Source organism: Arcanobacterium hippocoleae (assembly GCF_040360365.1).
Lineage (GTDB): Bacteria > Actinomycetota > Actinomycetes > Actinomycetales > Actinomycetaceae > Arcanobacterium_A > Arcanobacterium_A hippocoleae_A.
Window position 1 is genome coordinate 307,717 of record NZ_CP136412.1, and the last position, 23,302, is coordinate 331,018.

General features: G+C 48.8%; 17 protein-coding genes and 3 pseudogenes. 4 read left to right on the forward strand and 16 right to left on the reverse strand.

The genetic code is table 11. From position 1 onward, the window contains the following. Positions 1-9 precede the first annotated feature (9 nt). The 9 genes and pseudogenes from steA to RQN30_RS01595 all read right to left on the reverse strand — a co-directional run bounded on the left by steA (position 10) and on the right by RQN30_RS01595 (position 9,285). Positions 10-1,184 (reverse strand): annotated as a pseudogene (gene steA / locus RQN30_RS01555) (putative cytokinetic ring protein SteA). Further along, the gene (gene recN / locus RQN30_RS01560; RefSeq protein WP_353060966.1) at positions 1,177-2,889 is read right to left on the reverse strand and encodes a DNA repair protein RecN; all 1,713 of its coding nucleotides are present in this window, start codon (positions 2,887-2,889) and stop codon (positions 1,177-1,179) included. The pseudogene steA and the gene recN overlap by 8 nt, the downstream one beginning before the upstream one ends. Then, positions 2,886-3,734: an NAD kinase gene (locus RQN30_RS01565; protein ID WP_353060967.1), complete on the reverse strand. Its 849-nt coding sequence runs from the start codon at positions 3,732-3,734 to the stop codon at positions 2,886-2,888. Before RQN30_RS01565 ends, recN begins: the two co-directional genes overlap by 4 nt. Positions 3,735-4,074: 340 nt before the next feature. Continuing rightward, a pseudogene (locus tag RQN30_RS01570) lies at positions 4,075-4,802 on the reverse strand (TlyA family RNA methyltransferase); the annotation flags it as partial. A 95-nt stretch (positions 4,803-4,897) separates the two neighbouring features. Then, complete coding sequence (locus RQN30_RS01575; protein WP_353060968.1) at positions 4,898-5,146, reverse strand: hypothetical protein; 249 nt, start codon at positions 5,144-5,146, stop codon at positions 4,898-4,900. Between the two features lie 166 nt (positions 5,147-5,312). Then, complete coding sequence (locus RQN30_RS01580; RefSeq protein WP_353060969.1) at positions 5,313-6,218, reverse strand: HAD-IIA family hydrolase; 906 nt, start codon at positions 6,216-6,218, stop codon at positions 5,313-5,315. Positions 6,219-6,323: 105 nt separating this feature from the next. After that, the gene (locus RQN30_RS01585; RefSeq protein ID WP_353060970.1) at positions 6,324-8,228 is read right to left on the reverse strand and encodes a hypothetical protein; all 1,905 of its coding nucleotides are present in this window, start codon (positions 8,226-8,228) and stop codon (positions 6,324-6,326) included. A gap of 468 nt (positions 8,229-8,696) precedes the next feature. Next, positions 8,697-8,945 carry a hypothetical protein gene (locus RQN30_RS01590; protein ID WP_353060971.1) on the reverse strand — a complete coding sequence of 83 codons (249 nt, stop codon included), beginning with the start codon at positions 8,943-8,945 and terminating at the stop codon, positions 8,697-8,699. Between the two features lie 10 nt (positions 8,946-8,955). Continuing rightward, positions 8,956-9,285, reverse strand: coding sequence for an oxidoreductase (locus RQN30_RS01595; protein ID WP_353060972.1), 330 nt, complete (start codon positions 9,283-9,285; stop codon positions 8,956-8,958). A gap of 258 nt (positions 9,286-9,543) precedes the next feature. Here RQN30_RS01595 and lpdA point away from each other — a divergent pair. Both lpdA and sucB read left to right on the forward strand, forming a co-directional pair. Continuing rightward, positions 9,544-10,919 (forward strand): annotated as a pseudogene (gene lpdA / locus RQN30_RS01600) (dihydrolipoyl dehydrogenase). Between the two features lie 15 nt (positions 10,920-10,934). Continuing rightward, positions 10,935-12,623 (forward strand): 2-oxoglutarate dehydrogenase, E2 component, dihydrolipoamide succinyltransferase, encoded by a 1,689-nt coding sequence (gene sucB, locus RQN30_RS01605; protein ID WP_353060973.1) that lies wholly within the window; start codon positions 10,935-10,937, stop codon positions 12,621-12,623. A 323-nt stretch (positions 12,624-12,946) separates the two neighbouring features. On the opposite strand, the gene RQN30_RS01610 is transcribed toward sucB, so the two are convergent. From RQN30_RS01610 to RQN30_RS01640, 7 genes are all read right to left on the reverse strand, one after another. Then, complete coding sequence (locus RQN30_RS01610) at positions 12,947-13,771, reverse strand: heme ABC transporter ATP-binding protein (protein WP_353060974.1); 825 nt, start codon at positions 13,769-13,771, stop codon at positions 12,947-12,949. Further along, the gene (locus RQN30_RS01615; protein ID WP_353060975.1) at positions 13,771-14,931 is read right to left on the reverse strand and encodes a FecCD family ABC transporter permease; all 1,161 of its coding nucleotides are present in this window, start codon (positions 14,929-14,931) and stop codon (positions 13,771-13,773) included. The genes RQN30_RS01610 and RQN30_RS01615 overlap by 1 nt, the downstream gene beginning before the upstream one ends. After that, a complete protein-coding gene (locus RQN30_RS01620) occupies positions 14,932-15,843 on the reverse strand; it encodes a heme/hemin ABC transporter substrate-binding protein (protein ID WP_353060976.1) in 912 nt (303 codons plus the stop codon). 263 nt (positions 15,844-16,106) lie between these two features. After that, a complete protein-coding gene (locus tag RQN30_RS01625) occupies positions 16,107-18,062 on the reverse strand; it encodes an HtaA domain-containing protein (protein ID WP_353060977.1) in 1,956 nt (651 codons plus the stop codon). 271 nt (positions 18,063-18,333) lie between these two features. Next, entirely contained in the window at positions 18,334-19,389 is a 1,056-nt protein-coding gene (locus tag RQN30_RS01630) for a hypothetical protein (RefSeq protein ID WP_353060978.1), read from the reverse strand. A gap of 191 nt (positions 19,390-19,580) precedes the next feature. Then, complete coding sequence (locus RQN30_RS01635) at positions 19,581-20,750, reverse strand: HtaA domain-containing protein (RefSeq protein ID WP_353061738.1); 1,170 nt, start codon at positions 20,748-20,750, stop codon at positions 19,581-19,583. A gap of 585 nt (positions 20,751-21,335) precedes the next feature. Further along, entirely contained in the window at positions 21,336-21,593 is a 258-nt protein-coding gene (locus RQN30_RS01640; protein WP_353060979.1) for a YbjQ family protein, read from the reverse strand. 175 nt (positions 21,594-21,768) lie between these two features. On the opposite strand from RQN30_RS01640, the gene RQN30_RS01645 reads away from it, so the two are divergent. Both RQN30_RS01645 and RQN30_RS01650 read left to right on the forward strand, forming a co-directional pair. After that, on the forward strand, positions 21,769-22,278 hold the full coding sequence (locus RQN30_RS01645; protein ID WP_353060980.1) for a methylated-DNA--[protein]-cysteine S-methyltransferase: 510 nt from the start codon (positions 21,769-21,771) through the stop codon (positions 22,276-22,278). A gap of 144 nt (positions 22,279-22,422) precedes the next feature. Beyond that, on the forward strand, positions 22,423-23,196 hold the full coding sequence (locus RQN30_RS01650; protein WP_353060981.1) for an FMN-binding negative transcriptional regulator: 774 nt from the start codon (positions 22,423-22,425) through the stop codon (positions 23,194-23,196). Positions 23,197-23,302 lie beyond the last annotated feature (106 nt).

Genomic DNA, 23,302 nt, shown 5'->3' on the forward strand with positions numbered 1-23,302 from the left:
AATAATCACCTAAAGTCCTTTAAACCAATGAACAATATCAGAAAACCAAACCTGAACCAGACCAAGCGCAATCTGCCCGGCCGGTGTGGAATATATCGCTGCCCCAAGCGCGAAAAATCCGGACAGGAGCAGCAGAATAATGAGCCAATTCGAAATTTGCGAACGGTAAAGTTCCGATACGCCCTTTGCATCAATCAGCTTCGAACCTACCTGCAGGCGTGTAAGAAATGTCGATGCCATTCCGCGCCGGCCTTTATCCAGATATTCGATCAAAGTTGAATGCGTACCGACGGCAACAATCAATTCTGCGCCTTTTGCATCGGCAAGCAGCATTGCAATATCTTCCGACGTACCGGTTGCGGGAAATACTGCATGCGGAACGCCTAAGTCTTCTACCCGTTTCTTTCCCGGCGCACGGCCGTCACGATAGGCGTGAACTACGATTTCTGCGCCGCTGCACAAAGCTTTGTCAGACACAGAATCCATATCTCCGACAATCATATCAAGCTTGTATCCTGCTTCCAGAACCGCATCCGCACCGCCATCAACACCAATAATCACCGGATGATATTCACGAATATAATGTGAAAGCGCTTCTAAATCTTCTTTATACCGATATCCGCGAACCACTACTAACGCATGCCGGCCTTTAAAATTAGTGTCGATATCCGGCACGCCGATTCCGTCGAGAATCAAATCCTGTTCCCGCTCAACATATTCCATCGTATTTGAGGCGAATGCTTTCAATTGCGCACTCATCCCCACTTTTGCCGCTTCAAGATTAGCTTTGTTAGTCTCTGCTGTCTGCACAACTCCGCGGGTAATCAGCATCTCTTCCTGATACACAGATCCGTCTGAATCGACCCGAATTTGACTTCCCTCAGCGATATCCATAACTGCACTGCCCAAATCATCTACAAGCGGAACTCCGGCTGCAATCAGGATTCCCGGACCAAGATTCGGATATCGTCCGGAAGTCGATTTTGCGGCATTCAAAACTATTTTCGGCTTGCATTCAACAAGCGCCTCAGCCGATACCCGGTCAAGGTCTTCATGATTGATAATTGCGATATCACCAGTTTGCAGCCGTTTCGTGAGATTTTTGTACGACGGTCAACTTTCGCACTACCCGCCCAGTTATCTGCTGCATCCTGGGAAGCACTTTTGAATAAATTACTAAACACCACTTTCTAATGGTGCCACAGAAATAGCGTTAATGAGTTCAGCAGCGTGTGCGCGTGCCGCCGCAGAATCTGCCTGTCCGGAAAGCATTCGCGCTAATTCGATTTCCCGTTCCGCAGGTTTAAGCGTGCGGACTGTCGTTTTTGCTGCGTCTTTTCCGCTTTCTTTCTCCACCAAATGATGCGTCCCTGCAGCAGCTGCCACTTGGGCTAAATGGGTCACCACGATTACTTGCGCGCTTTCTGCAAGCTTCCCCAGCCGCCGGCCAACGCTTAACGCTGTTTCTCCGCCAATTCCGGCATCAACTTCATCAAAAATAAAAGTATGCTGCAGTTTTGCATTTTTTGCGGCAAGAGTGACTTCAATTGCCAGCATAATCCGCGACATTTCACCGCCAGATGCAGTGGCATTAAGTTTCGAAAGTACCGCCCCTGAATGCGGAGCAAGTAAAAATTCGATATCGTCTATTCCGTCTTTCCCAGGGGCAGGCAGCGGATCAAGTTTCACTGCAAATTTTGCCCCTTTCATTGCCAGATTCTGCAGTTCACTGGTTACAGATTCTGAAAGCTGTTTTGCAGCTTTTCTCCGTACTGCAGTGAGTTTTGCAGCATATATCTTTAATTTTGCTTCAGTCCGCTGCAGCTTTTGCGTTAATTCTGCAAGATATTTTTCCGGATTAGCAATTTCCTGCAGCCGGGTCTGGGCTGCTTCATGCCGGGCAAGTATAGTTGGGATATCCATTCCCAGCTCACGTGTTAGCGCAGTCAGTTCGGCACGTCGTTCATGAATTGCGGCCAAGCGTGCCGGATCTGCATCTAAATTCTGCAAAGTACTTGCAAGATTATTTAACACATCGGAGATAAGAGCAGCTCCATCTCCGAGAGTCTGCGCATACTTCGCAAGATCTTTATCGTGTGATTGCACGAGTTCACGCTCTGCAGTGTCAATCATGCTCAGCGCTCCGGGCTGATACTCATCTCCTTCAAGGAGCTGCACGCTTCGCGCCAGAGCCTCCCGCAATACTTCAACATTATCGAGACGCACAGCCTGCGCCCGAAGTTCATCGTCTTCACCAGGCTGCGGCGCAACACTTTCAACACGTTTCACTAACGCTTCAAGTGCAAGACGTTCAGTCCCGATTGCGGCGGCGTTTTCCCGCTCTGTTTCCAGTTTGTTTGAAAGTTCGCGGTATTCAATCCATTTCGCATAGTATTCATGGAAAGCTTGAGTTTTCTGCAAATTGGCGAATTCGTCAAGCGCCTGCCGGTGTTCCGATTTCGAAACAAGACGAATTTGATCTTGCTGACCGTGAACCGTAAAAAGTTCGGCAGCAATTTCACGCAGTGCGGAAACCGGTACATTTACCCCGCCGAGAAAAGCCCGCGAGCGTCCGGAAGCAAGCACTTGCCGTGAGACGATAATCTCTGCCCGTGAATCATCAGTATCAATTTTCCCGCCGGCTGTTTCAACAATCTTCACTGCCGGTGAGTCTGCCGGCACACTGAACACGCCAGTTACCGTAGCTCGGTCTTCTCCATGCCGAACTTTCGCTGCTGCCGCTTTTGCACCCATTAACAGCATCAATGAAGTAAGCGCCATTGTCTTGCCCGCGCCAGTCTCACCTGTGAGCGCATTCATTCCCTGCTGAAAGTTAATTTGCGCCGCAGAGATTACTCCCAAATTTTGAATCGAGATTTCTTCAATCACGGTGTACCTCCCGTACCTGGAGTTGCCCGCCAGCCATCCACTGGAAGCCGAAATTTTGCAACAAGACGCTCAGAAAATGGGGCGTCGTCAATCCGCACTAAATTCACTCGCTCATTGCCCTTAGTAGCAATAATACTTGCTCCTTCCGGAGCTTCGATTATTCGGCGTCCATCACAGCTTACCTGCGCCTGATCAGAAAGAATGTAAACCTCAATCTCGGAATCCGGCGCAACCACCATTGGACGGGTAAAAAGCGCGTGTGCAGCAATCGGAACCAGCGTCATTGCCTCTACATCCGGCCACACAATCGGACCTCCTGCAGAGAAATTGTATGCGGTGGATCCGGTCGGCGTAGAGAAGACGATGCCGTCGGTTTTGAAAGTAGAAACGGCACGTCCGTCGACGGCAACACCAGTTTCAATCATTTTTGCGGGCGGAGTCTTTTCAATTGAAATTTCGTTAAGCGCCCAGCCGTAACTGGTGTGTCCTTCTTTTGTTGTAACGGAAACATCAATAGTCATTCGTGAATCAACAGTCCAGGCGTGCTCTTTGATTACCCGCACCACCTCATCAAAAGAATCACTGTCCACTTCCGCAAGAAAACCTACATGTCCGTAGTTGATTCCCAGAATCGGAGTCTGCTGGCCGCGGGCAATTTCAGCCGCATGTAAAATTGTTCCATCGCCGCCAAAAACGACAATCAATTCAACTGTGCTGTCAATTTTTTCTTTCCGCGCATCAAGTACCTGAATCCCGGCTGCTTCAATTTGCCGGCGAAACTCCGCAGCTGACTCCGCAACATCATCACGCCAGGCGTGATTCATTAGCGCAATTTTCCGGGCCATTATTTTTCTCCCTCCCAGAGGAGTTTACCGCTCTTGCTAACTGCGTGAAATTCGGAAGATAGTCTGGCTTGCTGATGCTGCAGAAGTTCATTCATCACCAGCGGACGCAATATTTCCGGAAGTCCAAGCGTATTGAAAGCATCTGCACTTTTTGCTGCCGGACCAGCCAAAATAGCTGCAGCAATCTTCGCAGTAAGCTCCGTACCAAGTTGTTTGGAAAACTCAGCTCCGGAGTGTGAAAACATATCTTGCATTTGGTCGGATTTAATTTTTGTACTGCTTTCCGCCGCTGTATCCGCAGCTTCGGATGTTTCGGGATGAGAATCCTTACGCATATACAAAAGTATTCCACATTACCCGCCGGACCAGGTAACGGTGAGGGAGCTGCGGCACGGATGGTGAGCCCATTGCTGCGTGCGGCGCACGCGACTTTCGCGACGGATTGGAAATGTAATTTCAGGTCACGCACTACCCCGCCCGCACCAAGATGCTCTTTACCAACTTCAAACTGCGGCTTCACCATCAACAAGAAATCAGCCTTTTCGGCAGCGGCACGAACAAGTGCCGGCAGTACGAGAGTCAATGAGATAAAAGATAAATCACCTACCACTAATTCAGGTGCAGGAGCGACAAGTTCCGGATCGAGTGTGCGCACATTCGTCCGCTCAATTACGCTTACCCGGCTATCTTCCCGTAAACGCCACAGTATCTGCCCATAACCAACATCGACCGCAGCCACATGCGCAGCTCCGCGCCGCAATAATACATCCGTAAAACCGCCGGTCGAAGCACCCGCATCAAGCGCATGCACGCCTTTAATCTGCGGGCCGGCAGAACCTAGATAGTCTAAGGCTCCGATAAGTTTATATGCGCCGCGTGAGGCATAATTGTCATGCACATTGTTTTTACTAATAGTGCACTCGCACGGTTCATTTGACGAGCGGGTTTAGTTACGGCTGCGCCGTCAAGAAATACGCATCCGCTGCGAATCAATTCCGCTGCTTCTGCCCGTGAACGTGCCAGATTTCGCCGTACAAGCTCCGCGTCTACACGAATTAAGTTTCCCACTCGATGTTTCTCCGCAGTATTATAGGTTTTACTTTTCGCCGTAAAATCATATCAGCGAAATTGCTGAATCTTGAATAGCAGCTGCTCTGCCGAAATCACTGCCGAATGCGCCCGAGTTCTTTCGATAAGTCGGCATAAATTTGCTCAAGCACTTCGATTTGCGAATCTTGGCTGAGATCGCTGAGATCGGATAATGCCCGCCGCGAGTCAATCCCTTGCCCCGGTTTCGGTTTTCTTTCGGTTGAAGTTAATTTTGCTGATATTTTATCCGCTTTATTCGGAAACGGAATCTGAACCAATATCTCCCCAGCTGCTTCACAAATCTTAAATTTAACTCTGAGCACTATTATCCTCCCGCATCCAAATTACGGATTACCGTAGATGGTTAATATTTCATGCTGGCTCACCGAGTAACACTAAATTCCGGTATGCCTAGTTCTGCAGCACAATCAACCGCTCCGGAACTGCCGACAAAATTCCAGACTGCCGCGGCAGCCGCACGATACTGGTTCAAAGTGAGATGCGCGCCAATCTCTGCCCCATTAAGAAGTAAACGACCGTTTTTACTGCAGCTTGTGCATTTCCGACTCGCGCTGTGCCATCATGGTCCAATGCAACCTCCGGATAAGGTTTACTCAAATCAAGCATATCGATACCAAGGTAGGTTGGGCGCTCACTTTCCGGGGCAAGCACCACATCACGGGCACTATTCACACCGGTAAGCACGTGCAGGCTCGGAATCCGCGCATTTACCGCACCGGCAATATCGGTATTCAACCGATCTCCAACCGCAAGTACCTGCTTCAATCCGGTATGTTTAGCCGCATATTCATAAATATATCGATCTGGTTTACCGGAAGAAATCGGCGTTACTCCGGCAGCATTTTTTACCGCTGCGACCAGCGAGCCATTTCCAAGCATTTCACCGCGTTCTTTCGGGATGGTGGCATCAATATTAGTTGCAAAATATTTTGCGCCGGCTTTCACTGCAAGACATACTTCAGAAAGTTCCTGCCAGCCAACATCCTGGCTCAGCCCTTGTACTGCCGCGCTGGGAGCGGCATCGGCAGATGTCACTATTTCGAATCCAACATCGCTAAGGGCTTTGCGCAGGCCTTCACCGCCGACGCATAGTACGCGTGTTCCAGGCTGCAGATAGGCCAGCATCTGATCAGCCGTTGACATTGCAGAATTAACGACGGTATCCGGTGAAGCTGGAATTCCAATTCGTGTTAGATGTTCAGCCACAACTTCCGGAGTTCTCCCAGAATTGTTCGTGATAAATGCTTGCTTCACACCAAGTTTGCGCGCCTTTTCCAACCCTTCAGGCGCATTCGGCGCCGGAGCGTCGCCCAGGTAGCATACGCCGTCCAAATCCAGAAATAAACCTGCAAAATTCTCGACGAGAGTTTTCACTTTTACTTTCTCCTCGAATCGTTTCCGCCAAAATTACACTGTACAACGGGATGCGCACATCCCATTGTATGGATATCGGATGTCCGCAATCCTGAACATTCTTTCTCAGTTTTTCTCGTTTTCGCTGGAAAATTCGGTTTCATCCGCAAGCGGAAACAGTTCTTCGTCTTGGTTTGAATCAGATTCTGCGAATTCTTCTTCCGGATTCACAGCGAGTTCAGCTTCCCAATCGATATCGTCATCGTCGAAACCGATTTCACTTTCCGCATCCGAAACGTCAATTATATTACTATCCGCATTCAGATTCGTTTCTGGATTATCGGCATTATTTGCATTATCTGCGCTATCTGCTTCATCTGTACTATCAGTTTCCGCAATTTCAACTTCGGAAAAGCCGGCAGCTGCAGTCTCGGATTCTAATCCAGCTTCTAATCCGTCAAACAGCTCGTTAAAATCTGCCGCGTCAATTTCATCCGCGGTACTGTTTTCCTCCGAATCGTTCTCCGCATTACTGCCGTCTTCCGGAATGGCAATATTTTCACTCACGGGTATTTCGTCATCCAGGACATCATGCAAATCGACCACCATCAATGCGGAATCATCTTCTCCGGCAAGCACTGAATTCCATTTCTCGCGCAAGATATCTGCTTCTTCGTCCCGTCCGAGTTCAGCAAGCCGATCAGCGCGCACAAGTTCAACACGTGCAGCTAATTCAGCACTCAAATTAGCGACGATAATCTTCTCCACTACTGCCAAGCCGCCTGCACTGTCTCCCAAGTCAGCCCGCGCCCCGGAAGTCACTAACGCAAGTTCAATCTTCGCTTCCGGGCTGAGCTGTGCGAGCGGAATTTCTGAAATGAAACGTAAAGCTTTCTCCGATCGTCCCATTCCGCGCTCCGCATCTGCTTCCATCGGCACATGCGTAAAGTCATTACTCATCCGGCGGTATGTGCGCAATTCAGAAAGCGCTTCCTGATACCGCCCAGTAACATACGCAGTAATCCCAAGTGCTTCGCGGACTACATCAACACGTGCTGCCCGCTCGAATGCCGCCTTTGCATGGCGGTACGCAACTTCCGGATCAATATCGAGCATTTCACCCGCATAAGCAAGGTGCCGCGCCACGATTTCCGCGTTTTCCCGATTCAAATTCCGTAAATGCGCACGTGTTCCGGGGTCAAGAGACTCTGCGGAAATTGACGGCGGAATCTCGCTGATCAGCTCATGGCGTTTGCCGCGCAAATCACGGCTATTTTCTCCAAAACGCTCGCCGCCGCGATGTCCGCGTTCCCGCTCGAACTTGCCGGTATGCCGGGTACCGCGTTCTTCACGCCAATCTTCCTTGCCGGGATAGCTGCGCTTTTCATCACGGCGATAATCTTCCCGCCCGTTAGCACCGCGATTATCTTTAAAGCGCTGTTCACCGCGGCGTTCAAACCGCTCTTTTCCGGCACGCCCGTCATCGCGGCGTTTCCAATCGTGCTGTTTCCGGTCGTCTCGAGATTCCCATGATTTGCGGTTTTCCCGACGAATCTGGTTATCGTTATCGGAGTTCCATCGGCGTCCGCCTTTCTGGGAACCGCGGAAATCATCACGCTGATCATGTCCGCCGCGGAAATCATCACGCCGCTCCCAACGGCGTCCATTTTCCCGACGTTCGCCGCCGCGTCCGCCAAAACTGTTTTCACGGCTGTTCCAACGCTTTCCGTCACGTTCACCGTCGTGATTTTCCCAGCGTTTCTTTCCTTCATATCCGCGATCATATCCGCGATCTCGTTTTTCCCAGCGGCGTTCAAAACGTTTTTCACCGTCGCGTTCAAAACCATCTGACTGATCAAAACCACGCGAACGCTGCGAATGCTCAGAACGTTCTGAACTCTGCCATTTTCTCCGCCCATCGAAATTACTGCGCTCAGCACGCGCACCGAACCCGCGTTTCCCGGCAGGTTTCCAGCTTGAGGATTTGCCTCGTTTAAAGTGTTCACCATTGCCACGTGTATTTTCAGACATATTTTCCTCAAGTTTCAGTTATAAAAGAACAAATTAATCAGCCCAGGCAAACGGAGCGCACTGCACCGAACCTGTTATTCCCGATAGCGGCAATTCTACCTGCTGCTCACATAAATACCGCAATGCGGGTGCTGTTGATTCACCCACTAGAAAACGAGAATTGCGGAAAATGCGGATCTTCCTGAACTGTGCCTGGAAGAGCTGATACATATCTGATTCCGCTTGCCGGTTCAATGAAAGCGATTCGAAATAACAGTTAGAAATGTTTACGTATCTTGGAGTTTAGAGCTGAAGAAGATGTCCGCTCCCAGCAGATTTTGCCAGTTATTTCCGGTTTATAAACGAGCGAATAAGTTACCGGTATTACCGAAGCGACGGCAGGAAGCAGATATTTTTACGCAACTGACGGCAAAACACGCACTGTGATTTTCATCTTCGAAATCCACCACGTTTCCGCTGGTCACAGCGTTATAAGAACGACGGCACTCCCCGTCGGAAACCAAAACCTCCCGCTTCGCCGCCAGTTACGTAAACTCGCGGGCGTTTCGCCGCCGGCTGTGTAAAAATGCGGATAATACCGCCGGTTACGTGAACCCGCACCGGTTTCACCGCAAAATATCTGAGATCCGGATTCTGTTCAGATCCTAAGCACCCAAGCAGCTGGGCACTAGGCAGCTTTGCTCCGCCTCTCCTGCTGCCGTTTTTCAAAACTGCCAACGCTTATATTTTAATGACTGCGCTTCTTCGCATTTTTAATATTCCATTCGCGCATTTCACGCGGATATCCCGTTACCGCTACCTTAAATAATTCAATTTCTAATTTCTCCGCAACTTTTTCTGCCTGTGAATAGTCTGATACCGTACGCCGCGTCCATTCTCCGTCTCCGGCAATCAAAAGAATCGCCGCCGGTTCCCGCGAAGTACCATCTTCATAAAATGCGCGGACTCCCTGGCGGGAAGTAACAAATTCCGAAAAATATTCGGTATTTTCATGCGTGGTTGCGCGAGCCGTCTTCTGCGGAACATCAGTTCTAAAAAGTCTTCCAAAAAATCCCATATCGCAAGCTTAGCAAAGGCACAGATAAATTAGGTGCAGCTCATGAAAACTAATATTTATGATAACCGTGCAGCAGAAATTCGCATCAGACTGTGCTAAATCCGGAAAGACCGGCACATAAAAATAATTCTGTTAAAACAATTACTTAAGTCCTAAGCAATTCAGACTGCATTTTCCGGTTAAAAGTGGTTGAATTGTAACCGAGTACTTATTTCAGAAAAATAAGTTTTATTTCTAGGTTTCAAGGGAGAAAGATACGTGTCAGAAACTCAAGAATACGACATCGTAGTACTTGGCGCCGGTTCGGGCGGTTATGCTTGTGCAATGCGCGCGGGGCAACTCGGGATGAAAGTCGCACTGGTTGAAGGAGATAAGGTCGGCGGAACTTGTTTGCACCGCGGCTGTATCCCAACTAAGGCACTTCTTCACGCGGCAGAAGTAGCGGATGAAATGCGTGAAGGTGATTCAATCGGCGTGCGGGGATCTTTCACCGGCATCGATATGAATGCACTGAATGCATATAAAAACGGTGTAATCGAAAAAATGTATAAAGGTCTCACCGGTTTGGTGGATTCGCGCGGCGTTGAGACAATCCACGGCTGGGGCCGTCTTGCCGCCCAAGATACTGTCGAAGTAAACGGCAGCCGGATTAAGGGAAAAATATCGTACTCGCATCCGGTTCTTTCTCCAAGACGATTGGGCAAAAGATTACAAATCGCGTTATCACATCCGAGCAGGCACTTAATATGGACACTGTCCCAAATTCGGTGATTGTGCTCGGCGGCGGCGTGATCGGCGTAGAGTTTGCTTCTATCTGGGCTTCCTACGGTGCTGACGTAACTATTATCGAAGGTCTCGATCATCTTGTCCCAAATGAAGATGAAGCTATTTCAAAGAACTTGGAACGCGCATTCCGCAAGCGCAAGATTGCGTTCAAGACAAAAACGATGTTTGACCGGGTTGAAGAAGACGAAAACGGCGTACATGTATTTACCCAGGATGGAAAGCAGTATGATGCCGAGTATCTGCTAATCGCAATTGGCCGCGGTCCGTCGACCGCGAATCTCGGTTACGAAGAACAAGGGATTAAGATTGATCGCGGTTTTGTTCTGACCAATGAGCGTCTTCACACGGGAATCGGCAATATTTATGCTGTCGGAGACATCGTTCCGGGTGTGCAGCTGGCGCACCGCGGTTTCCTGCAAGGTATCTTTGTAGCGGAAGAAATCGCCGGCATGAATCCAAAGCTAATCGACGAAAATAATATTCCGAAAGTAACTTTCTGTAATCCGGAAATTGCTTCCGTCGGGCTTACACAGCAGAAAGCCGAAGCAAAATACGGAAAAGAAAATGTGGAAGCTGTGGAATTTAACCTTGCCGGTAATGGTAAGTCGCAAATGCTCGGCACCGCGGGATTTGTGAAGCTTGTGCGGGAAAAGAACGGACCAATTGTCGGATTCCATGCGATTGGCGCCCGCATGGGCGAACAGGTTGGCGAAGGGCAGCTGATGGTCACCTGGGAAGCATTCCCAGAGGATTTCGCAGGCACAATTCATGCACACCCAACGCAAAATGAATCCGTCGGCGAAGCAGTGCTCGCACTCGCCGGTAAGCCATTACACACCCACAATTAAGAATTGGAAGAAAACATGTCAGAACCTATTAAGATGCCAGCGCTTGGCGAATCCGTAACCGAAGGTACCGTGACCACCTGGTTGAAAGAAGTGGGCGACACTATCGAACTTGACGAACCTATTCTTGAGGTTTCCACCGACAAAGTTGATACTGAAGTACCCGCTCCGGCAGCTGGCGTACTCGAAAAGATTGAAGTTGGCGAAGATGAAACCGTCGATGTCGGCACAATTCTCGGGTATATTGGCGACGGATCCGGTGCCGCTCCAGCTGCAGCAGCAGACGTTCCTGCAGAAGCTTCTGCTCCTGCCCCGGCCGAACCAGAAGCTTCTGCTGCCGCGCCCGCATCCGAAAACGACGGCGCAGGTGTCGAAGTAAAGATGCCGGCACTTGGCGAATCCGTCACCGAAGGTACCGTGACCACCTGGCTGAAGCAGGTTGGCGACGAAGTTGCAGCAGACGAACCGCTGCTTGAAGTTTCTACAGACAAAGTTGATACCGAGGTGCCGTCACCTGGTGCGGGCGTAATCACCAAGATTATCGTGAATGAAGATGAAACTGTGGAAGTGGGCACTGTGCTTGCAATTATCGGCGGATCTGTGCAAGCTCCTTCCGATACAGCTGCGCCGGCAGCTGCAGAAGCCCCGAAAGCAGCACCGAAGCATGCAGCCGAAAAGCCGGCTGCACAGAATCCGGCTGTGTCTGCACCAGAAGGATCTATTCCGGCAGCTGCAGACAGCTCGGCATACATCACTCCAATAGTGCGGAAACTTGCCAAAGATTTAAATATTGACCTCAGCACAGTGAAAGGCACTGGCGTAGGCGGGCGAATCCGGCGTCAGGATGTAGCAGCTGCTGCCGAAGCAGCTAAAGCTGCTCAGGCCGCTGCAGCTGCCCCGAATCCAGCCGGATCCGGCCCATCAGCTGCGCAGCCAGCTTCCGGATCGGTAAAGTCGGAGATTGCAAAGAAAGCTGCGGAAGCTGCAACGCTGCGCAGTACCCGCCAGAAGATGACCGGTCTGCGCAAGACTATTGCAAAGCGAATGGTTGAATCGCTGCAAACTTCCGCTCAGCTTACCACGGTAATGGAAGTTGATGTAACGAAGATCGTGAAGCTGCGGGCACAAGCAAAGGAATCTTTCAATGCCCGCGAAGGTGTAAAGCTCACCTATCTGCCATTCTTTATCCAGGCAGCTACTGAAGCGCTGAAAGCACATCCGAAGATCAATTGTTCTATCGAAGAGAACGAAATCGTTTACCATAATGAAGAACATGTTGGTATCGCGGTAGATACGCCAAAGGGACTTTTCGTTCCCGTAATCCGCAACTGCGGAAATTTGAATATCGCCGGAATTTCGAAAGCAGTAGCAGATCTTGCATCCCGTACCCGCGACGGAAAGATTGGCGCTGATGAACTTTCCGGTTCCACTTTCACAATTACAAATACCGGATCGATTGGGGCGCTTTTCGATACGCCGATTATTAATCAGCCAAACGTAGCAATCCTTGGTACTGGTGCAATTTTCAAAGCGCCGGCTGTAGTAAAGGACATGGACGGCAATGAGACAATCTCAATTCGTTCGAAGTGCTACCTTGCAATATCCTATGATCACCGGGTGATTGACGGAGCCGATGCGTCGCGTTATCTGCGTGATGTGAAGCTCCGTTTGGAAGAAGCTGACTTTGCTGCAGAGCTTGGTATTTGATTATTGCTTTCACAGTTAAATCCGCTCTAAATTTTTGGGGGTGCGTTTTCAGATGAGAACGCACCCCAAAATATTTCATGCTTTTCTGCTGCCGCAAGTTCAGCTTCGCGGACGAATCATACTGCTGCTTTTGAAAACTCTGCTACTCCGGCAGGAAACAATAGTTTGTTTTGCAGTTTGCTTTAAATTTCAGCAATAACTCTCGAAATAAAACCGTTTACATCTGCCGGAAAATATCTGAATTTTACCGCTTGCAAAAACAAAAACAGTATTTGCGAAAAAGGAGTAAACAGCGGAAGAAACAGCGCAAAATAAGTGGAAAATTATAATCTTTCCGGAACAACCGCAATTTCCCCGCTTCCATGCGGAATCACCCGAATCGGCCAATCGTAGACAAAACTCAGCTGCTCGCTCGTCAGTACTTCACGCGGCTTCCCAAAAGCAACTACACTGCCGGATTTCAGCAGTGCAATCCGATCGCAGTATGCAGCCGCAAGCTGAATATCATGCATAATCGCAATCACTGCGTCGCCATTTTTTGCCATCCCCCGACATAGCTGCATTGTACGTTCTTGATGTGCGATATCCAGTGCGGCTGTCGGTTCATCAAGAAAGACTACTCGCGCTTCCTGCGCTACTACCCGCGCTAATGTTACGCGCGCAGATTCACCGCCGGAAAGACTCGTAATATCCCGATCTTCCATTCGCGCCACATCAGTACATTGCATTGCTTTTCGGACGATCTGCGCATTCTCTGCTTCTGAGGTTCCCCAGGCAGAGCGTCCCATCGACACCACATCGTAGACTAAATAAGAAAATGGAAATTCACTGGCCTGCGGCATTGCCGAACGTGTCTGTGCAAGCTCTTGGCGTGAATAATCCTGCAACAATTTTCCAGCAAGCTGAACCGTACCGTGCTGCACTGGAAGATCACCCGTAAGCACTCCCAGCAAAGTAGATTTGCCTGTACCATTCGGCCCAAGCACACCAATCATTTCTCCAGAATAAACATCTAGCGAAACCTGATGCAGAATTTCGCGGGCGCCGTAAGAAAAAGAAACGTTATCTGCACACAGTACCGGCGTATTTGCGATATGTTCATCAACCGCAGACGCAGAAGATTCTCGGCTATTAAAATTACGATTCATCAGTTTACTTTCCTCGCTCCGCGCAGATTCCTCCGAAGCAATATGAAGAATACCGGACCTCCGACCAGGGCAGTGAAAATTCCAATTGGTAAATCCGAAAAAGGAATAATTGTCCGCGCTAAAAGATCTGCCCCAGTAAGCAGCACTGCCCCGCCAAGTAAAGCAGCCGGTAAGAGATAACTATTTAACGGGCCCATTGCAAGCCGCAATACATGCGGCACAATCAGCCCCACAAAAGCAATCACTCCCGCATAGCTGACCGCAGCAGAAGTGAGCAGAGCAGTAAGGACAATTGCACAGGTACGTAAACCTTGCACATTCACACCAACATGCCCTGCTGCACGCTCACCAAGCGCAAGCAAATCCAGCTTGCGTGAAATCAGCATACTCCAGACAATCCCAATAAACACCACTACTCCAACTATGCCTACTTGCATCCAGCTTGCAGCGCCGAAAGATCCCATTTGCCAAAACACAATTTGGTCGCGTGCAGTGGCGGGAGCAATATATGTGGCGATAGAAGTTAGCGCCGTCGCAACTGCAGTGACGGCAATTCCGGTCAGGATTAGTGTCAGCGGCTCGGTTTTTCCGGCTGAGAAAGAAAGTATGTAGACGGTAAAAGCAGCAAGGAGTCCGGTCAAAAATGCTGCTCCCGGCACAGAAAACCCACCAAAAGCGTAGGGAGCAAACACTATTGCCATTGAAGCACCGACGGCACTGCCCGCCGAAACTCCAATTACTCCCGGCTCGGCAAGCGGATTAGAGAAAATTGCCTGCATTACCGCACCTGCCACTGCTAATGCTGCACCAACTAAAATTGACAGCGCGATTCGCGGCAGCCGAATATTCCATAACGTCGCCATAATCAGCGGATCTTCCGGCGGTTTTACAAGTCCGAAATATGCAAAGAATCCGCGCAGCGCATTGCTTGGAGAAATCGCAAACTGCCCAATCCCAGCCGAAAGAAATACGAGTAGCACAAGTGAGACGGTAAGAGTAACGAAAGTGATGGTCCGACGGCATTTCCGCCGATATAAACCGCTTGCGGAGGTTTGTGCAGCAACGGCGGAATTCTCAGTATTTGTTTGCAGTTTTCCCATGTTTCTTTGCAGCTTTGCCGTATTTTTTCCGTACTTATTACCCGAAGTAAGCTGATTCACTTATTTCACCCCATACAGTGCGCGTGCAACTGCAAGCAGCACATCGCCTGTCTGCGGGCCGAAAGCCAATGAGAGTCCGTCCGGAATCGCGACAACTCGCTGCTTCTTACCGGCAATCGTGGAGGAAACCCCGGGTCTTGCTAAAAGCCCTTCCATCCCCTTTGTTGATTCCAGACCTCCGGTCATAGTGAAAATAACTTCAGGGTTAATTGTGAGCAAAGATTCAGCGCTTGCCGGAGTGAGCCCCTTAATTCCGGTTTTCGCCGCAATATCGACTCCGCCCACACCTTCAATTAAGTCAATTGCGCCATATTCCTCACCGCCGAAAATAAAGAACACTCCCGCTGTACCGCGCACATAAAGGAACGCAATTTTCAGCGGATCTTTCGGAGTCCATTGTGCAATCTGTTCTTTTGCCGCAGTGATTTCCGCCGATGCGCGTTTTGCAAGTGCTTTACCGGCTTCCGGCACGCCAAGTGCAGCTGCTACTGCTTCAATTTCAGCTCCAACTGTCTCAACCGAATGATCCGATTCAGTAATAACTACCGGAATCCCGGCAGCTTGAATTTGCGAAATCACTTCCGGAGGTCCAAGAGTTCGGTCAGTAAACACAACCGTCGGATGCAAATTCAGAATCGCTTCCGCATTTAATGCAATCCCGTCAGAGCTTACTACCGGTAAATCTGCCAGCATTTTTTCTGTAGATGACACGGAACGTCCAACAATTGATTCGCCAAAACCAAGTGCGATGACTGTGCGTGAAAGAGTTGCCGTAATGTCAAGCGCTAAAATTCGGGATGTGTCCGTGATCGTTACGGAAGTTCCCTCAGTATCAGTAACTGTAGCCGGCAGTTTTTGCGGAAACTTTCCGGCAATTACCGACGGATCAGGAATTCCTTCAACAACGGACAAACCGGTGATATCACGCGGATCAGGAAGTGAAGCTGTCTTTTTTCAGCACTAACCGATTTATCCGTATTTTCCGGCGTGTTTTTTGAAGTTTCAATTGGAGCAGCACATGCACTGGCGAAAGTAATAATTGCTGCGAGGAGCACCGCGAATCGTTTCACTATATTCTCCGAACGGATTGTTTATTAACATAATTTCGGTAGGTGCGCAGCAGCGATAAATATCAGTTGCTGCACACCTACCTTTAAATTAAACTTCAGATTTAATTAGCTGATGTATGTGCGCTTTTTACCCAATAGCACCAATGCGCCAAGACCGGCAAGAAGCAGCGCGATAACTGCAGCATTCCATACTGCAGCACCGGTTTGACTCAAGGTTGTCACGTCTTGTCCCTTGGCAACTACGGAACCGTCGGCGCCATACTGCACGATGCTGCAAGCACCGTTCGCATCCTTCTGAATCTGGTACTGTGCGCTCAAAGTTCCCTTTCCGCTGAGTCCGTTCAACGGTTCACCCACTGGGTAGAATCCGCCGAATCCGGCAGTGCCGGCACTTGTGAGTGAAACATTCTTGGCAGTAAAGGAGAAAGACTTGCCTGACGCAGTTACCGAAATCCCGCTGAGCTTCGCAAGATTTACGCGCCCATTTTGCACTACTTTTCCGTCGACATTAGTTGCCTTTAAATAGGCGGAGAGCATGCCGGTATTACCATTGATGGTAACGGTCGGAGCAGAAATAGTTACATCAAGCTTTCCGCTATGCCCGGTAAAGTGTGCAGTGCCGCCATACCGGAAAGTACCGCTCTTGGAAGCACTGTTATAAGTTCCCCCATTGCCTGGCCAGATAAACGTAGATCCGTTCCAAATTGAGCTTTCAATCTTCCCTTTCGCAATTGCACCGCGGATATATGCCGTGAAAGAATCACGCACTCCCCAATTAAGTGAACCGCTCGTAATGATCTTCTCGGTAGAACGCTGTGCTACCTGTGCTTCCAGTTCCCGGCACTGCTCTGCATTAATTTCGGCTTGTGTTTTCACCAGAGCAGGCGCCGGAGCTGGTGCGGAAGTTTCTCCCGGCTGCACTGCTTTTTCCGGGAAAACAGCTGCGAACTGTTCTGCGCTGACGGCCAGCGGAGCTGCCGCAAGCAGACGCGCATCATTCAGCATTCCGTGTGCTCTCCATGCTACGACGGTATATTCTTTCGCTGAATCAATTTTCGCTGCCGGAACTTTAATCGTAGCTTCTGCGGTAGTCCCTTTCATCATCTTCTTATATACGAAAGCGACACCGGCTGCGGCCTTTGGATTGCTCCGCAAAGAATCAATATCGTTTTTCGCGATTACTGCGAGATATACGCCGGCATCATCTTTCTTTGTGTCCGGTACGTCAGCAGCTGCCCGTAAAGTTACATTGGTAACTGCTGCTTTTACGTTCAAACCCTCTTTAGTTGCACTCGTAACTTGGGCTGTTAATTCCGGTTTTCCGGTTGTTTCAGATTTTGGATCATCTTTTCCAGGCTGCGGATTACTCGGGGCTGCAGGATTCTCCGGGGTACTCGGCGCTGGTTTTTCATCTGCCGCCTGCGTAGTCAGGTTTATTGTGAAGCCGTTAATTTCTTGTCCGACCTGGTAAAATTCCTCACCGAAAGCTGTCTTTCCTTCAGCTGTAATTTCGCCTTGTCCGGTGCTGATAGTTACTTTATCGCCGTCTTGCTTTACTTTCACGTCAGAATATTCCGCAATAGTCAGGCGCCCGTAGTCTTTCATGTCCATCTTTGTGACAGTGTCTTTGTATGGACGGCCTTTCACATCGACGGAAAGCTTCGCAGCAGAACCTTCGATTGTAATCTGCGGATTAGCGAAAGTCATTTCCAAAATGCTTTCATGGGAGTTGAAGTAAAGCGATCCGGAGAACTTCAGCGTACCGAGATTTTCCGGATCAAGAACCCCAGTAGAAATCCCGGGCCATTTGAAGCTCAGGTCTGTGCCGGCTTTTCCGCCGTTATCTGTTACACCGTTTTCTGCCTTGTAATATCCGCCAAACATTTTGAAGTTAACGATGTAATTTAGAAAACTATTCTTCACTCCCCAATCGAGAGTGGAAGATTTAATATTGCGCTGCGGTTCTGCTGCATTTGCTGCCGGCTGTGCAATAAATATTGCGCAGCACAGCATTGCTAAAGCCAGCAGAGCTGAGTATGATTTTCGAAGCGTGGATGCCATTTGGCTATCCTTTCCGTTGATTCACTTTTACGTGTTGATTTAATTTGTTTTCAGTTTCCCGATTTACGCGTTTTATACCGTGACCGGTTTCTACCGTTAATCGGCGTGTAAGGATAATGTTTTCAGTTTTTCACGCACATCTTTGAAAAACTTTTAAAATTGTAAATAACTATTTAATGCTGCCTTTCCTCCGCACCTTTCCTCCGCCTGAAAGCGGCGGAGGAAAGGCAGCTGAAGTTTTTCGCGAAAGACGCCAGCATAAAGCTGTATCTCACTCTGATTTCAGCGCAGCACGATTCCGCGCAGACAGCCAGGTCACGCAAATTCCGCCAATTGCGAGGAGGAAAAGTGCGATTCCGCCGGCAATCGCAGCTGAACTGCCCGTCTTTGAAAGCTGCGCGGTTTTTGCATTAGCACCAGCAGATACATTGTTTGCCGGCAAATCTTGATTAACTTTCGCAGTCACATTTTGCTTATCAGCAGAATCGGCGGCGTTATTGTTATTTTGCACTGCGCTGGAGTTTGGCAAACTCTGCGGCTTTCCATCTTCGGGTGCCGGGACTTCTGCTGCCGGCTGTTCAGAATTTGGCGGCTGCGCATTCGGATTTCCGCGATCCGTATATGGATCCAGCTCAGTGCCGAGCACCTGCTCTGCAACTGGTTCAACATAGTCTGCAGATCGTTGGAATTTCTGAATTGTGAACTCGCCGTTCTTTCGCAACATCGGAACATACAGCATACCGCTCTTTGAATCAAAGATTGAATTTCCCTGATGCTGGATGTATGTAGAAGAAAGTGTTCCGCCCGGAATATCCTGTTCAGCCACAACACGCCCGGAAGGCGCAATCTGTACGAGTTTTCCGCGTCTCGTATCGAGCGTAATCACGCCGACTCCCCAGCTTGCCGGATCAATTGCGGCAGTTGCAGTACCGATAGCGTTACCGAAACGGCTTTCCGGAATCACGGTAATCAGCTTCCCGTCGCGATACTGCAAAACCTGCATCCGTGATAATCCGGCTTTTTCAGTGTTGTATCGAACCAGATTTACACCATCAAAAGCAAAGAACGGCATTGCCTGATCGGCATAGCTGCGCGGGGTATCGGATCCTTCAAGATAAGCTGCATTTCCGTTGGCGGTAATCCGATACATCAAATTGTTATGGTTATGATTCAAATATGCGTCGGGTCTGCCGACTACAGTGTACTTCGAATTCGGATCAGTATCTTTCACATTTTGCGCCGGATAGTAAAGCCATGAACCGTCAGCAGCAGCAAGCAAAACTGCGTTCCCGACATAACTCGTCTTTCCAAAAACCGTATCTTTCATTTTGTACGGGAATTTTGTTAAAACTTCAGTATTTAGCGGGAGCCGCTTTTCTACTGCCGCGGTCTTATCTGCCGCTTTAATTGCAGTGAAATACCCGTAACTCTTTTGACCGTCTTTATCATTCTTGGCGGCTTTTTCGACCGAAACTACACCTACCAGTTTCGTTTTCGGGTTATACGAAAGACCGGTAATTACCCCGGGACTTTCTTTACCAGCTCTTCTGCACCGAAGCCTGCAGCATCTACCGATACACGATAAACATCAGAACCGGATGCTTTCGTGAAATCATACACTGGATCATTGTTTTTCGGCTGTTTACCTGCTTTCGCATAGTAAACATACCCTTCGGCAACGGTGAATACCGGATTATATGAAAGCAGCGCCGCGTGTTTCGGCTTTGCGCCGCGTTCGCGAAGTTCAGTGTCAAGCAGTGTGAAGCCTTCATAAGGTGCAGCGACAATAATGTCTGATCCGATTTGTCCGATTCTCCGCGGCAGTATCTTCGTCATCGCCAAGGGAGCTTTACCTGAATATGACTCAGCCGATGCGAACTTTTTATCCTTTGCGGAAAGATCTGCTTCTTTTTCAACAACCCCGCCAGGATTATATGAGAAAGTGACTTTCTCCATGGGCTGATCATACCCATACTGCCAGCCCATCATCGCATTCCCGCCTTCGAGAAGATAGGTTGGAACATCACGATAAACGACGGTACCGTCTGCTGCTTTTTCTGGTTTAATTCCGGATAAATCGAGCCGGACAAGAGGTTCGGCGCCTTTTGAAACCAGCTTGCCTTCCGGCGCCCAATTATTTACCAGCGACGTTTCCGGACGATTCTGGGAAGCAAATGGAGTGTAAGGCGGCGCGCCCATTCCAGAGATAAATTCGCCTTGGATGTACGCACAGTTTGGTTCGTCAATAGTGGACCACTTCTGCGTGTCTTTATCAAACTTTTGATGCTTACAGTTTTGATCTGCGAGACCGTTACCTGCATTGATTACTACACTCAGATTCCACATATCAGTTTTCAAGATACAAGATTCTTCTGAGTCTCCGCTGCAGTGCGCACGAAACTTTGTTCCGCCGCGGTATGAAGCTACGGTTCTCCCAGCTTCAGTCTTAACTGATGTTAGCGGAAAACGATATCCTTTATCTGGAGCGCTCTCAGTGGCGCCGTCGATAAATCCTCGTGATCCTCCCGCATATTTGGTGAATGATCTGCGCAGTGACCAGTTCAGCTGGCCGCCTTTCACCGGAAGTGATGCAACATCAACATTCGTACCGGAATTTGTATCCGGTACAGGTGAATCTGCTGCCGCAGTATTAGCATTAGCTACGACAAATCCAAATGCCGTTAACATTGCCAATGAGCATCGGCTTAACTTGCCGCGAAGAAAAGAAGTTGAAGTCACTGAATTTGTTTCTTTCTTTGCAATAGTTTAAATATTGGAATCGAATCAAAGTAAGCGTGATTACATCACTCAAACTGCTTCAGAAAACCAAAATTAGGTTCCCTAAGTAACTTATCGCTTACGTTGAAAAATTGGAAGTATTATTTCTCGCATTTTGTAATCGTTCCAGAAAAAGTTCTCCGGAAACGCAAAAAACTTAATAAAAACCCGTTAGATTCACTGCATCAGCCATTAATCGCAAAAGACGAAATAACACTTTGCAATACGGGCGGTATCCAGGTATCCATGCAGTAAAACACAACAACCAGCACGAAATTCACACACTCGCGATACATGAGTTTCGAGTTAACAGCGGAATCAAGAATCTTCATTCCGCGTTGTTAAAACAATCACACATTAAAAAATGCACGCCGGAAATATTTATCGTGATTTTCACATCAAAACAAATTGAACCCCTGTGCAGCTTCCAATCTGTTTCAGGTATAAAACTCGACCGGCCATATCGCCATATTTCTGCGGCGATGCAATGTGCAATCAGTTCAAAGTAACAGCCGTTCCCGTCGCCACTACCATCAGCATATTCCCCTGCCCGAGGGACTCATAGTCAAACCGGAAGCCAATTACCGCATGGGCACCCATCTGCTCTGCCCGTGCAACCATTTCCTGCATCGCAAAATCACGCGCTTGAACCAGTTCCTCTTCATATCCTTGCGAACGGCCGCCAAAAATATTTCGAAAACCGGCCCCAATATCTTTTAGAATATTTATCCCGGCAATTGTTTCACCATTCACAATCCCGTAATATCCGGTAATTTGGTGCCCTCGACGCTATTTGTAGTAGTAACAAGCATTTTATTCCTTTGCGAGTTTCGAATTTTGCCAATTTTGATCTTCACCAGTTTTGTATCCAGCGCAAAACAAACAGCTTAATTTGCAGCGCTGCATCACAAAACATACACTCAATCATATGCCGGAGTTATTTTCACGTACTGTCAAAACACCGATCGGCACATTAAATATTTTAGCGACATATTGCGCGATTGTATCTATCAATCTCCCAAATTCCAACTTTTTCACAGCTACTTATCGCGACACCCCGTTATTGAAAGAATGCCGGATACAAATTCATGAATATTTTACCGGTCAGCGGAAAAAATTTTCACTTCCGCTCGCAATTCATCCGGATTCTTTTATTCACCGCGCCCAGATAGCATTAGCAAATATCCCCTACGGCAAAACAATTTCTTACACCGAACTTGCACGTATCGCCGGAAACAGCCGCGCATCACGTGCAGCCGGTACAGCCTGCGCTGCAAATCCGCTTCCAATTCTTCTTCCCTGCCACCGCGTGATTCACGCCAATGGAACTCTCGGAAACTACCGCGGCGGATCAGAGATTAAACTGCAGCTTTTGGAATTAGAAAAACATCACTGCAAAAACACTTTCCCCAGTAAAAATCGCGGGAATTCGCCTTAATACTGCCCTTGGCGGTTTAATTACAGCTAATTACTGCAAAACTGCAGTATCACAGGTTTAGAAAATTACCAGCTGCTGCGCAGCTTCTGAACTCACACATTCCCTAATTGACAGCAGCAATAACTGTTTACGTAGACTTTAGGCATGTACGTAGCTAATCAACACCGGATTCCAGAAGCTGAGGCGCTTGAGTTTGCCCGCCGCAACGGCAATGGCGAGCTAATCTCAATCTACGAGGGAAAGATTCAATCCACCCATGTGCCGTTTATTATCGTCAAAAATTCCGACGGCCCAAACGATATTATGAACGACGGCAGAAATAACCGTACGGATATTGCCGCGCAAACAGCTAATAACAATACCGCGGCATTTCATCTTGAAACTCACCTTTCCCAAGTAAATCCGCAATGGCGCGGTGCAGGAGAAAGCGAAGCGCTGCTTGTGGTAAATATTGCAGACCAACATGTGCCGGGGCATTTTCTGCCTGCAGAACGCGAATTTGATCGGCTCCCGCAGGCACCAACGTGGAATTATCTAACCGTGCATATTCGCGGTTCTTTCGAAGCAATTCACGATTCTGACTGGAAATTAGCGCACCTTTCACGCTTCGTGCACCATTTTGAACCAGTGTGGCGTGCAGAATCCCACTCAAATTATGAGCGGTTAAATCATGCTCTCCCGGCGCTGGTAGGGATTAGAATGCAAATCCGTGAAATCGTCGGAAAAGCAAAGCTGCACCAGCAGCTTGACTCGCCGCAAATCAGCGACCTTGCAGAAAAGCTCACAAATTCCGATCCGCACAACCCGATTCCGCAATTAATGCACGAGATCGCGGTACCTTGGGCAAAAAATCGAGAATCACGGGTGGCATACGCGCGTACCAGGAAAACTCTTCCCGTAATCAACCCGTCGCTGTGAACATAATTTTCTATTCTAATAAGAAAATAAGAAACAGGAAGCGGGATGGGCAGCTGATTTAAAGCATCCATCCCGCTTTTGCTGATTTTTATGTATCGTCGCGAGT

What these genes read in the sequence shown, in the direction of transcription:
- RQN30_RS01650 (WP_353060981.1), top strand. Translation starts at nt 22,423, where the DNA reads ATGTACGTAGCTAATCAACACCGGATTCCAGAAGCTGAGGCGCTTGAG.
- sucB (WP_353060973.1), top strand. Translation starts at nt 10,935, where the DNA reads ATGTCAGAACCTATTAAGATGCCAGCGCTTGGCGAATCCGTAACCGAA.
- RQN30_RS01595 (WP_353060972.1), bottom strand. Translation starts at nt 9,285, where the DNA reads ATGGGATTTTTTGGAAGACTTTTTAGAACTGATGTTCCGCAGAAGACG.
- RQN30_RS01565 (WP_353060967.1), bottom strand. Translation starts at nt 3,734, where the DNA reads ATGGCCCGGAAAATTGCGCTAATGAATCACGCCTGGCGTGATGATGTT.
- RQN30_RS01610 (WP_353060974.1), bottom strand. Translation starts at nt 13,771, where the DNA reads ATGAATCGTAATTTTAATAGCCGAGAATCTTCTGCGTCTGCGGTTGAT.
- RQN30_RS01630 (WP_353060978.1), bottom strand. Translation starts at nt 19,389, where the DNA reads ATGAAAGATACGGTTTTTGGAAAGACGAGTTATGTCGGGAACGCAGTT.
- RQN30_RS01625 (WP_353060977.1), bottom strand. Translation starts at nt 18,062, where the DNA reads ATGGCATCCACGCTTCGAAAATCATACTCAGCTCTGCTGGCTTTAGCA.
- RQN30_RS01635 (WP_353061738.1), bottom strand. Translation starts at nt 20,750, where the DNA reads ATGTTAACGGCATTTGGATTTGTCGTAGCTAATGCTAATACTGCGGCA.
- RQN30_RS01645 (WP_353060980.1), top strand. Translation starts at nt 21,769, where the DNA reads ATGCCGGAGTTATTTTCACGTACTGTCAAAACACCGATCGGCACATTA.
- RQN30_RS01585 (WP_353060970.1), bottom strand. Translation starts at nt 8,228, where the DNA reads ATGTCTGAAAATACACGTGGCAATGGTGAACACTTTAAACGAGGCAAA.